Source organism: Moraxella tarda, assembly GCF_035181405.1.
Lineage (GTDB): Bacteria > Pseudomonadota > Gammaproteobacteria > Pseudomonadales > Moraxellaceae > Moraxella.
Genome location: NZ_JAYGGV010000009.1, coordinates 1 through 10,930, shown reverse-complemented (window position 1 = coordinate 10,930; position 10,930 = coordinate 1). Strand labels below are relative to the sequence as shown.

General features: G+C 39.3%; 16 protein-coding genes. 7 read left to right on the top strand and 9 right to left on the bottom strand.

From position 1 onward, the window contains the following. Positions 1–260: 260 nt before the first annotated feature. From U9670_RS08610 to U9670_RS08590, 5 genes are read right to left on the bottom strand one after another with little or no spacing between them, the layout of a single operon-like run. Entirely contained in the window at positions 261–626 is a 366-nt protein-coding gene (locus tag U9670_RS08610) for a hypothetical protein (RefSeq protein WP_323842610.1), read from the bottom strand. Then, the gene (locus U9670_RS08605; RefSeq protein ID WP_323842609.1) at positions 620–1,969 is read right to left on the bottom strand and encodes a minor capsid protein; all 1,350 of its coding nucleotides are present in this window, start codon (positions 1,967–1,969) and stop codon (positions 620–622) included. Before U9670_RS08605 ends, U9670_RS08610 begins: the two co-directional genes overlap by 7 nt. Further along, the gene (locus tag U9670_RS08600; protein WP_323842608.1) at positions 1,941–3,407 is read right to left on the bottom strand and encodes a DUF4055 domain-containing protein; all 1,467 of its coding nucleotides are present in this window, start codon (positions 3,405–3,407) and stop codon (positions 1,941–1,943) included. The genes U9670_RS08605 and U9670_RS08600 overlap by 29 nt, the downstream gene beginning before the upstream one ends. An 8-nt stretch (positions 3,408–3,415) precedes the next feature. After that, a complete protein-coding gene (locus U9670_RS08595; RefSeq protein WP_323842607.1) occupies positions 3,416–4,696 on the bottom strand; it encodes a phage terminase large subunit in 1,281 nt (426 codons plus the stop codon). Further along, positions 4,674–5,129 (bottom strand): terminase small subunit, encoded by a 456-nt coding sequence (locus U9670_RS08590; RefSeq protein ID WP_323842606.1) that lies wholly within the window; start codon positions 5,127–5,129, stop codon positions 4,674–4,676. The genes U9670_RS08595 and U9670_RS08590 overlap by 23 nt, the downstream gene beginning before the upstream one ends. Positions 5,130–5,350: 221 nt before the next feature. Between U9670_RS08590 and U9670_RS08585 the strand changes: the two genes are divergently transcribed. Both U9670_RS08585 and U9670_RS08580 read left to right on the top strand, forming a co-directional pair. Next, positions 5,351–5,539, top strand: a complete 189-nt coding sequence (locus tag U9670_RS08585; protein WP_323842605.1) for a type II toxin-antitoxin system HicA family toxin — start codon at positions 5,351–5,353, stop codon at positions 5,537–5,539. A 34-nt stretch (positions 5,540–5,573) separates the two neighbouring features. Continuing rightward, a complete protein-coding gene (locus U9670_RS08580; protein ID WP_323842604.1) occupies positions 5,574–5,984 on the top strand; it encodes a type II toxin-antitoxin system HicB family antitoxin in 411 nt (136 codons plus the stop codon). On the opposite strand, the gene U9670_RS08575 is transcribed toward U9670_RS08580, so the two are convergent. The 4 genes from U9670_RS08575 to U9670_RS08560 form a co-directional block, all read right to left on the bottom strand. Next, positions 5,985–6,368, bottom strand: a complete 384-nt coding sequence (locus U9670_RS08575) for an antiterminator Q family protein (RefSeq protein WP_323842603.1) — start codon at positions 6,366–6,368, stop codon at positions 5,985–5,987. It lies immediately after the preceding gene. 25 nt (positions 6,369–6,393) lie between these two features. After that, a complete protein-coding gene (locus U9670_RS08570) occupies positions 6,394–7,170 on the bottom strand; it encodes a hypothetical protein (RefSeq protein ID WP_323842602.1) in 777 nt (258 codons plus the stop codon). Then, positions 7,167–7,526 carry a dATP/dGTP diphosphohydrolase domain-containing protein gene (locus U9670_RS08565; RefSeq protein ID WP_323842601.1) on the bottom strand — a complete coding sequence of 120 codons (360 nt, stop codon included), beginning with the start codon at positions 7,524–7,526 and terminating at the stop codon, positions 7,167–7,169. The genes U9670_RS08570 and U9670_RS08565 overlap by 4 nt, the downstream gene beginning before the upstream one ends. A gap of 78 nt (positions 7,527–7,604) precedes the next feature. Continuing rightward, positions 7,605–7,871 (bottom strand): hypothetical protein, encoded by a 267-nt coding sequence (locus U9670_RS08560; RefSeq protein ID WP_323842600.1) that lies wholly within the window; start codon positions 7,869–7,871, stop codon positions 7,605–7,607. An 82-nt stretch (positions 7,872–7,953) separates the two neighbouring features. Between U9670_RS08560 and U9670_RS08555 the strand changes: the two genes are divergently transcribed. The 5 genes from U9670_RS08555 to U9670_RS08540 all read left to right on the top strand — a co-directional run bounded on the left by U9670_RS08555 (position 7,954) and on the right by U9670_RS08540 (position 10,615). After that, positions 7,954–8,181 (top strand): hypothetical protein, encoded by a 228-nt coding sequence (locus tag U9670_RS08555; protein ID WP_323842599.1) that lies wholly within the window; start codon positions 7,954–7,956, stop codon positions 8,179–8,181. Further along, on the top strand, positions 8,156–8,503 hold the full coding sequence (locus U9670_RS08550) for a DUF551 domain-containing protein (RefSeq protein ID WP_323842598.1): 348 nt from the start codon (positions 8,156–8,158) through the stop codon (positions 8,501–8,503). Before U9670_RS08555 ends, U9670_RS08550 begins: the two co-directional genes overlap by 26 nt. Positions 8,504–8,517: 14 nt before the next feature. Then, on the top strand, positions 8,518–8,712 hold the full coding sequence (locus tag U9670_RS08715) for a DUF551 domain-containing protein (protein WP_416381528.1): 195 nt from the start codon (positions 8,518–8,520) through the stop codon (positions 8,710–8,712). Between the two features lie 3 nt (positions 8,713–8,715). Continuing rightward, entirely contained in the window at positions 8,716–8,916 is a 201-nt protein-coding gene (locus tag U9670_RS08545; RefSeq protein ID WP_323842597.1) for a helix-turn-helix transcriptional regulator, read from the top strand. Between the two features lie 304 nt (positions 8,917–9,220). Next, positions 9,221–10,615 (top strand): phage minor head protein, encoded by a 1,395-nt coding sequence (locus U9670_RS08540; protein ID WP_323842596.1) that lies wholly within the window; start codon positions 9,221–9,223, stop codon positions 10,613–10,615. Positions 10,616–10,930: the final 315 nt, after the last annotated feature.

Sequence of the window (10,930 nt, the reverse complement as noted above, 5' to 3'; positions counted from 1 at the left end):
TGTGGCTTGCAGTGCATCAAACGCCACTTCTTTGCCATCATCATACACATAAACAGGTTTGCCATCTTGCACAACAACATGACCGTTTTCATCAAGTTTCAACTTCATTGCTTTTTCTCTTTGGTTAAAAAAGTGCTTTCCAGCACAAAACGCCCTGATTTTCCAATCAATAGGCAATAAAAAACCCTTTCGAATTCGAAAGGTTTTGGTTAAAAATAATCCCACTGTTAAAAAGTGGGACTGTGGTATGGGGTAAGTGGTCAAGGCTTATATTCATAATATTTATAAACAGCCTTATCTAAAGGTACGCCTTGTTTTTCATAATACTGTGCTACTTTGTTGCCACCATACTGATGAAAAATCTCATACCCTTTTACAATACCATTTTCTAAAAATAATTTGATTTGAGCTTTTAACTCGTTTTCATCAATATCATTTTCGTTTCTGTCTTCAATAGGGTAATATTCATCATTGGTTAGCCATATTGTGCTATAAACAGCATCTTTTTCAATACTTGGACCTTTTGTTTGCAACTCGTGATACAAATCTACATATTCTTGAGCAGTTAATTTTCCTGCAAAAAAATCATCAATAAGTACTTGTAAACTATTTGTATAAACTACCATAACGAACCATTGTTTAAGTAATTAGTTAATTGTGGCTTTGTGTCATCTTTAGGAATAAAACAGGTTAAGAAACCAATTTCATCATCAATTATTACAGCAATGCCTGTATGTTTATTATAATACACTTTTTGCTGATTGTTACCACGATATACGCCAAATTGCTTAGTGTTTTCATCGTTTAAATGTGTAATCAGTGCATTATAATAGCTTAATTGATTGTTAGGGTTATTTTTAACCGTATCAATGCCAAATACTTCAGCATGTTTAAATTTTCGTTTAAGTGCATTGGAGCTAAAAGATATTTCGCCAAATTGTGTATGACCAGTTAAAGTTCCACGCTTTTTGATGATTGATAAGTCATCTTCAAACACTTCCCTAAATACAACAGGCTCTAATCTAGCCATTTCCTTTAGCGTCAATGGCTCAAAGTTTTTATCAAGCTGTAATGCCTTAAACTTTGCCTGTGTGATTTTGCCACTTCTAAACAGTTCGGCTCGTTTTACGCCCAATGCCATATTTTGCGTTTGTTCATCTTGTAGAGCTAGCCATTCATAGTAGGTCATATTTTCTACTTGACCGTTTTGGCTGGCTCGATGTGTAGGTGGTACATAATCTTTTGTGATGATTTCTACCGTACTTCTACAATTGAAGTGATATGGGGGATAACTTGCCTTATCAATCGGCATAAATACACCGTCCAAATGCCGACAAACAGGGCTTGTGCGTGTGTCTAGCGTGGCAAGCACTTTAATGCCAATAATATCGCCTTTGTTTGCATTGATATAGTCTTGTTTGGCTTGGTTAGCCACATAAGACACGCCAGTGCGGGCAATGGTGCTAGCGTGGCGTTTTGATATGCCTAAAATGCCGTCTTGAAAGTGGTTTGCACGAGTCCCACGAATGAGTTTTAATAGGTCGTTATTGGTTAAACCCTTGTGGTGAGCAAGCCGAAACGCTCCCACCAGTTTTGTTTTTTGTTCAGCCGTAAATGATTGTATGATTTGTTCAAGCGTTAAGCCTTTGGCAATCTCTAAGGGCTCGTCAAATCTTGCTTGAGTTTTTGGCTTTTTAAATCCTAATGCACTTGTCAGCCAGCCAACCTGCTTATCAAAAACAGTTTTTAAATTGTTTTTTAAATTTGCAAAATAAGCCAAAAAAATACCGCCAATTCTTTCATCAGCGGTATTTAGTAACTTATCCATTTGCTTGTGATTAAGTTCTGCGATTTCGTTTTTTAAAAATTCATCGCTTAATACTTTTTCAATCTCGGCAACGGTCAAATCATATTCTTTGGCGAGTTGGCTTTTGTAGCGTTCAAGTAGTATCGCTTGCTTTAGTGTCATTGATATACCCCAACGGCAAATCACTCTCAATCATACCTGCAATGTCATCATCGCTAAGCTCGGCATTAAGTAGGTTATACTCTTTTGCCTTCGCCCAAATGACTGATTTAGGCAATTTTCCACTATCAATCAAACCGCTTAATGTATTTAGCACATTCACATCAACGGTAACTGGCGAGAATTGCTGACGGATTGAGAATTTAGGTTCAGTTGTTACATTAGCATAGCGTGAACACCAAATCAGCACATTAAACATACCTTCGTTAATGTTCGCCACGCATAGGCTTGCTTGGCTATGTTGTGCCGTCTGTTCGTTTTCTGCTTGTGTCGCTGTCTTAATCCCTGTGCCACTTTGCCCCAATTGATAGCCCAATTCTGCGATAATCTCACGCTTTTCTGCAATGCCTTCGGTTGCCATTGTGTTTGGCTGTGCTTGAGCAAAACCAAATGAGCCATTTTCGCCCAGCATAATGACAGTTTCACTGCCTAGACGCAATGGATTGACCTTTACACCATTCTCATCAACACGATTGTAATAGTCAGCCGTTTGATTATCCACATTCATAAATGGCTGTATTTGACCGCATAAAAAGCGTGAATTTTCCACATCTGCACTATTGCAATAAATGCCGTGTTCAATATGTACCAATGGCTCAATCGGGATAATCTGCGTGGCAAATGTATTGGTTTGACTGCCAAAAATCTGAAAAGGGATATAATCTAGGTGTTTGCCATTGATTGTTGGTTTAGCTTCACTGACGACCGTAAATTGACCGTCTTTCTTTTGCCACAATCGCACATAGTATTGGTTTTGTTCATTTAATCCTAATTCACGATACTGCTCAACCAAAACCGTCTCAAAACCATCTTTGCCAGCTTGTTGTACGATTTCGTGCAACACAACCATTGTTAAAGCCAACTGATTAAATCGTGGCTCAATACGCCAGTTAATAATCTGTTCGGCACTAAAATAGATGATTGTCGGTTTCAAATCCACAACAGATTCAATTTCTTTTTGCTGTTGTTTGTTTTGTGCTTCAATCTTAACAGACGGATAATCCACCCATAAACCAAAGCGACCATTCACAAGTAACGATTTTAAGCCTTGCTGTGCCAAATGATACAGCGATACGCCTTGACCGTTAGCATTGGTTTTTAGGTGTTCTAATCGCTTATCAACTTCACAAATAGGGTCTTGCTTGAACGCCAATCCTAAATATTGATTAACGGTCTTGCTTGAATATTCATAAAATACCGCACGCTTTAGATAGTTATCATAGCGTTGCTGTGCATCATTACTGGTATCATTAGGGTTTGGGCGTGGCAAATACTTTTCTTTTTTGGCTTTTACCACACTTGTTCCACTGACAAAATCATTGCACATTTGCCACGCTGACAACGATTTAGAATAATCAGGGTGTAATGTATTAACAGGCATAAATATTCTCAATAAGGCATTTGGATAAACGATTGTAATAACGGCTTAACCACTGGGAATTGATAAGCGATGAAATAACCACCTGCGTCCGTAATGTGGTCTAAACCGCTTGATTTGTCAGGCATACCGTTATTATCGTAAATCTGCTGTTCTAATGCTTCGGTGTAGTTTGGGCAAGTGTTTGGATTAACAAAAAATGACCGTTCACCCTTGCCGTTTAAAATCAACGCATTCATTGCATTTAACCTATCCTTAATCGCTGGATTGACGCTTGCCACCCTAATACTAAAGCCGTTTTGCCTAAGGATAGAATGGTCGGATAGGCTTGATGATTTGGAGCTGGTATTTTGACCGCTAGCGTCAGGATAAACAATCATATTATGATTTGGGTAACGCTCTTTCAAAATTTGGCACATTGTTGGCGTATCACGAACGCCCACCAGTTCAGCGACTGCGTGCGGTGTATTGCCACGCATTACATAGACAACACACGCCATTTTTAGCACATTAAAATCCATACCAATGTGCAAAGTATCGCCAGTTTGTATTGTTTCGCTTGACGCATTCAAATGGCGGTCAAAATCAGGATAAACCGCACCACTTGCAAGGTTCACAAACTGACCATTTAAATAGGCTTCAATCAGTTGTGGCGGGTAGCTTTGGCGTAAACTTTCAATATAATCAGGCGGTAAGTTTAGCTCATTGTCATAAGTGCTGGCTTGTATTAGTCCATATAGTTTGGCTTTATCAGGGCTTGAACCTGCTTCTTTAACAAACTGCTCATAAGTAAATTTAAAACCCTCAGGCGTTGTGGTTACATCAATGCCATTTTTTAAGCCGTCCACCTTGTAACGCATACGAGCAATAATTTTTCGCCATGCGTCCCTTGCCTTGTCTGTTGGCAAAGTATCAAGCTCATCAACTAAAGCGTGTCCGATTTTAAAACCAACGATGCTAGTAGGATTGTCCATACTGCGACAAATTACCATGCCACGATATTGATTTTCATGATAAAAATGCACTTCTTTATCGGCTTTTTTAATCTCAACACGAAGCCCCCAATCACTGGCACATTCTTCAATGGTGGGATAAAAAATATCTCGGATTTGCGGATAAGTTGGGGCAAAATACCCTGCGTTAATGTTTGGAAATTGCCAAAAATGCTGACAAATCGCCGAGCAACCACTCCATGTCTTGCCACCGCCAAACCCTGACACATAAGCACGGAATTTATGCGGTAGGTTTAAAAATTTGGCTTGCGGTTCATTAAGTGTCGGATTTACGAGCATTTTTGACTTCCACCACGACTTTGACAGGCTCAGCGGTTTGTATGCCCTTATCTAGTTTTAGCCGTTCAAGTTCTAGTTTTTTAAGTTCAATCTCAACCTGCGACTGCTTGGCAAGTCCCAAGATTTTGCCTTTGCCCATTACCACATTAAACGCTACTTGTAGATTGCCGTCTAATAAGGCTTGTTCTTTGATATCTTCCAATTCATTTAGCAAGTCATCAACAGTAGTGTTGTGTCGTTTGGCGTGTTTGTTTTGTAGCTCTTTTAATCTTGGGGTAATCTTGGGGTTGTCTAACAATGCCTTTGCTTCACGATTAACGCTTTCATCTTTCATATTCTCGCAATCATAGCTTTGCCGATAGGCTTGGCTGGCGTTGCCTGTCTCAATGTATTTTTGACAAAATTTTTCTTGTTTTGGCGTAAGTTTCGCCATGGCTTACGCTCCTTTTTTATAGACAATAAAAAACCGCTTACCAACTGGCAAACGGTTCTTATGATTTAACTTATGGTAATCTTACTTACAATACGACCACCATAACATAATTATGCCATAATGCGTCTAGACAGTCAAGCACCATCTTGAATAAAAAACACTTGACAATTTATAACCCTAGAAGTATAATATACACACCAACAACGCAATAGGGGTTAAAAATGGCAAGCAGTAGCGAAGTCATAAAAATCATAACCGCAGACGGTTGGTTTGAAGTCAAATCAAATGGTGGCAGTCATAGGCAGTTTAGACACCCCACCAAAAAGGGCAAGGTAACCGTACCACACCCCAAAAAAGATTTACCAAAACCTACCGTTGATAGCATTATGAGACAGGCAGGGCTTAAATAGCCCTTGCTTTACCCCTTTTAGATAGGAGCATACAATGTTATACCCAATCGCTGTATTTAAATCCGATGAAGACACCACCGCCCACGCCATTTTGTTTCCCGATGTGCCAAATGGGGCAACCGCTTGCGATGAACTAGGCGATATGCACCAAATGGCAAATGAATTTATTGACCTGCATTTTGACGGCTTGTGTGAAGATGGCGAGCCTATCCCTTTGCCAAAGGATTTTAATCAGCACCTAAATAATCCTGATTATAATGGCTGTATGTGGGCTTGGGTAGATGTGGATTTGTCAAAATACGACCAAAAAACCCATAAGGTTAATATTACCTTACCGCAATTTTTAATCAATAAAATTGATGATAAGGTAAACGCCCATAAATCCCTTTATAAAAGCCGTAGCAATTATTTAGCCCAATTGGCTATGCGTGATTTGGCGGTTTAGTCAAAAATACCGCCCCTTGATGTAGCATTTAGCACCGTGTATGCGTAATTTAACATCGTCTTTTTGCGTGCGGTGCTTGTCGGCAATCTTACGCAGTGAAAACCCACTCACTTTATGGGCAATCAAAAGCGATATATCAGCACGCATTTGGGCATCGCACTCACTTACAATACGGCTTAATAGTGCTTGCACCGCCATTGCTTCATCGTCTGATATATCGCACGGCTTTGGGCGATAGGTGGGGTTTGTCGCATAGCCTGATTGCACCATGAGCTCATAGATGATGTTGGTGTGTAGGCTGTGCGGTTCGCTCGGTTTTGCGGTGTCGCACCACGCCCCAAATTGTTCTAGCCAGCCGTCTAGGGTGTATTTTTGCCAGTTCATAAAAGCTCCTATCTGATAATGTAACTTACTCATACAATCTACTCAGTCCCCCAATAACCCCTTTCTCTTTGTCCGACAACTGCCAAACCCTCACTTTATCTTTGGCTTGTAGCTCTTTGGCTTGTAGCTCTTTGGCTTTATTTTCGCTGATTAAAAGCCCGCCGCCAAACAATGTCTTTTTGTGGGGTTTTTGGGCATCAAGCTGACGGATAAAAACGCTCTCATTATCCAATACGCTAAACTCAATGCCTGCTTTGCACAGTTTGTTTAAATGATTGACCATCAGCACATTTTGTGGATATTGATATTTTGGCAGTTTTGGTTTTTGTTGTTCTAATGCTTTTAGTGCTTGGTATAGCTTGGGGGCAGTCATCGCTCGCTGATTACCGCATAGATTGGTAACAAAACAGGTATTTACCACCGCTCCATTATCATAGCTGATACTTGCAGGGGCGATGATGGCGGTGTAGTTTTGATGTCGCATGGGGGTAAACACCGTCAAAGCAGGGGCGAATAAAAAGAATTTGATGTCATTTTTTAAATAAAAAGCAATGATTTTTGACAAAATAGAAAAAGGCGGATTGTCAATCACCACCGTGTTTTTATCATAATTTTTGGCGTGTGTTTGATAATCGCCATCAGGATAAAAAGGGCGTTCTACTGTTAAATCGTCCAAATTTAAGATATGCTGATGTACATAATCTAGCACGATGTCATACACCATAGGGGGTGTAAATGTGTCATCGCTCGTACTTCTTTTTTCAAATTTTTGTAGCCAGTTGTAGTATTCATCGCTATTCATTTCTCGCTCCCATCAAACCACATCAAAAACACCAAACAACAAACAGCATGGGCAAGGTGCGGCAATCCACTCTCGCCATCTACCATCTCGCCTGCCCACCACGCATTTAAATGCCTATGACAGGCGTTAAAATACCGCTCACGGGCGTTTGGCACATTACGCCAATTATCCACCCCATATTTGCCAGCCCCAAATTCAAGTACCGCCACTACCTGCCACAAAGGTGCTTGGGGTAGTAGGCTAAATCTTGGTTTGGCTTGGTCGTGTTTTTGTCCAATTTCAGCACGCTGTTTTTCTTTTTGCTGTTGCACAAGTTGCTCTAATTCACTCAATCTCGTAATTCTTTTATAATTCATCTCGCCCACTCCAATTCTTGCGGTGTTGTAACCTTAAAGCCATTTGCCACCGCCCATAATTCAATTTTGGTTATTAGTTTAATCATTTGGGCTAATCTCCCAATTCATTAGTGCTAAATAAATATCATCATCTATCTGACCTTTAATTTTTTCCACTTCGCTTCTTAGGTGAGCTTCTTTTGCGTTTTTGTAGGTAATAAAAGCATCGTCAGCATTCTTAAAATAACCAAGATGTTTTTTGCACCCATCAACTCTTAAAACAGCAGTAAACTTATTTTCATTTTTGTTAAAAGTAACACCAATGGGATATATTCCCCTTGATGAATGACAACTGTTTAAAATCACATTGATTTTCTTTGGAACAAATCGGCAATACTCTGGACAATAAATTTTGTTGCCTTTAATGCTTGATGATTGGAAGTGTGTTATGTGCTGGGTTGGTGATGATATTAAAAATCCAAATGATAAGAGCTATACAGAACTTATTTATAGTTTGAGTACTGATAATGAATATCAATTCACTGGACAATATAATAATTGGAAATATGCCACACCATTTGACCTAAAAACAGGTAAAGTCATTATTGATTATGTAGATGGCGAAGTGGTGTTGGAGAGTGGAAATGCAGATGAACAAATTTTTAAAAATCATTAAAAAGCGTTTGGATAATTACAAAAACTCAAACAATAATTGCCCAAAAATAAATGAAGTGATTTTTGAGCTTGACGAGCTTGTTAATATCGCAGAAACACAAATTTCACAATCAAATAACGGTTGGATTAGTGTTGATGATGAATTGCCAAAACCTTTTGAAAAAGTTTTGGTTTATGTTAAAACCCCTAAAAAGGTTATTATTGGTACAGATAGCCATAATCCAGAGCTTTTAGAATATGGTGTTAGACATAGTTTTGTTCTAACAGAATATGAAGTAACCCATTGGCAACCCCTGCCACAACCACCTAAAATTTTAAAATAAACGGAGCAAATATTATGAACAACAACGGCTGGATTAGCGTTGATGATATGTTACCTCCAAAGAGAACACAGGTATTGGTCTATCAGAGACCCCTGCGGTATGTATTAATCGCTGAATATCTTGGTGATAGTTGGGAGTTTAGCGAGTTGATGGATAGTGATACCCAAGTAACCTATTGGCAACCACTACCTGAACCACCTAAGGAGTGAAAAATGAGCAGACCTTTAACACAAGGTGGACTATCCACCGCTAAAGATATTTTGCCATTGTTGCCATTTGGCCGTACGACCCTGTGGCGAAAATGCAAAAACGGTCAATTTCCTGAGCCACAACGCTTGAACGCTAGCGTTACGGTATGGCATAATGATGATGTTAATGCATGGCTTGCCAACCCAAAAAAATGGAAAGACTGATGACGATAGGGTATGAATATGCTATTATATTTATACCCATTTTTTTATTGCATAAAATAGTAAATTTTCAAGATGCACCCTAAATTGTACCCTATGATATTTTAATAAATATAAAAATTAATAAAATCAATAGTTTGCTTTATTAATATCGTTCCGACCACTGGTACCATTTTGCTTTTTCAAAGCATTTCAAAAAATCCAAAATAACCCCAAAAGCCCAATAAAATAAAGGTTTTTGGGGTTTTTTGTGTCTATTGACAACCGCCCAATTTATTGAAATCTACAAATAAACATCACCGCCAATGTGGGCGTAACATTAGATGAACTTACCAAATCATTTAGTAAAAATGAGAGCGAACGGCTTATTCGTGCTATTGGTTTTGCTCATACGGACGGTTTAACCAATGATAAATTAATCCAAATGATAAGGGGGTCTAAGGCAAATCATTTTAAAGACGGTATTTTGTCCACCACAAGCCGAAACGCTCAAACAATCGCTCGCACAGGCACAGCGATTATGGCAAGTGAAGCTAAGCAAGAATTTATTAACCAAAACCGTGATATTATCAAAGGGATTAGGGTTAATGCCACATTGGACAGACGAACAAGCCCTATTTGCCGTCATCTTGACCACCAGTTTATGCCAATTGAAAGGGCTAAATATCCGCCCTATCATTTTAATTGTCGGTCTGGTTTTGAGATTGTATTTGACGGTTATGAAAGCCCAAAAAATAGAGCGAGTGAGTTTGGTGTAACGGAGAATGTCAGTTATTATGAGTGGCTAAAAAATCAAGATAAAGCCTACATTCAATCGGTTTTGGGTAAGAAAAAAGCCCAAACTTTTTTGTCAGACGGTATGACGGCGGATAAATTTAAACAGCTTGGGCTTGATAGAAGTTTTGAGCCTTTAACGCTTGATGAAATGGTAATTGTGGAAAACAACTCAAAAAATATGCTACAATCCACAAAAAACACAGGAAATCAGATTGTGCGTACCGATTGGGGTGATTTTCCAAATGCAATGATAGCTCATACCAAAGATACGATTACCACACATAGCCAGTATCTCACAGCAAAATCAGGTGACATTCACTCAGCATTAAGATTGGTTGATGAATTTTTGTCTGATGAGTTTGTTGTCAGTGTTCAAAAAGCGATTGCTGGTTATCCAGATATTCATATTTTACCTGTTCACGCCGAAGAAATGCTAGGGCGAAACAAAATTCCAATAGCATATGCGTTGGCGTTATCTGAAATTTTGGGTGTAAAAATGGACTTGAATATCGTTCAAGCCAAGCGAGCTTATCGCACTGATGCCGACGGTGTAGGTAGATTGTTAAAGCGTGTTAGCTTTGACGGTAAAGTCGTCGCAAATCGCCATTATATGATTGTTGATGATGTGATTACCCAAGGTGGCACTTTGGCGGATTTGCGAGCTTATATTGAAAATTGGGGTGGCAAAGTGGTGTTGGCAAGTACCTTGAACGGCAAGCCAAATTCTGCTAGAATACCCATTACAAAAGCCACGCTTGGGCAATTACGCAAACAAGCAGGCAAACAGATTGAACAATGGTGGCAGGAGCAATTTGGTTATGATTTCTCAAAATTTACCGAATCAGAAGCAAGATACCTTGCAAAACAAATCCACAGACACGGCATTGACACCGTCCGAGATACACTCTTTAAGACAAGACCTTAAAGAGGCTTATGAGTATGGCAAGGGTTATTTTGCCCATCGTGCCAAGCGAATACAAACTTTAATCAAATAAAAATTAGTCAGATAACAACTAACCCCCCCCTGCAACCGCAAGGGGGTTTTTTACGCCCCCATGTTGGGGCTTTTTTAATGCCTAAGTTGGAAAACAAGGGTATAACGACTTGGAAAAGTCATCATTTGGAGTAGTGTATGAAACTTAAACTTGATGAAAACGGTCATGTTGTTGTGCAAGATGGCAAACCTGTTTATGTGTATGATGATGGCAAAGAAGTGGCGTTTGATGCACTGCAAGCCACA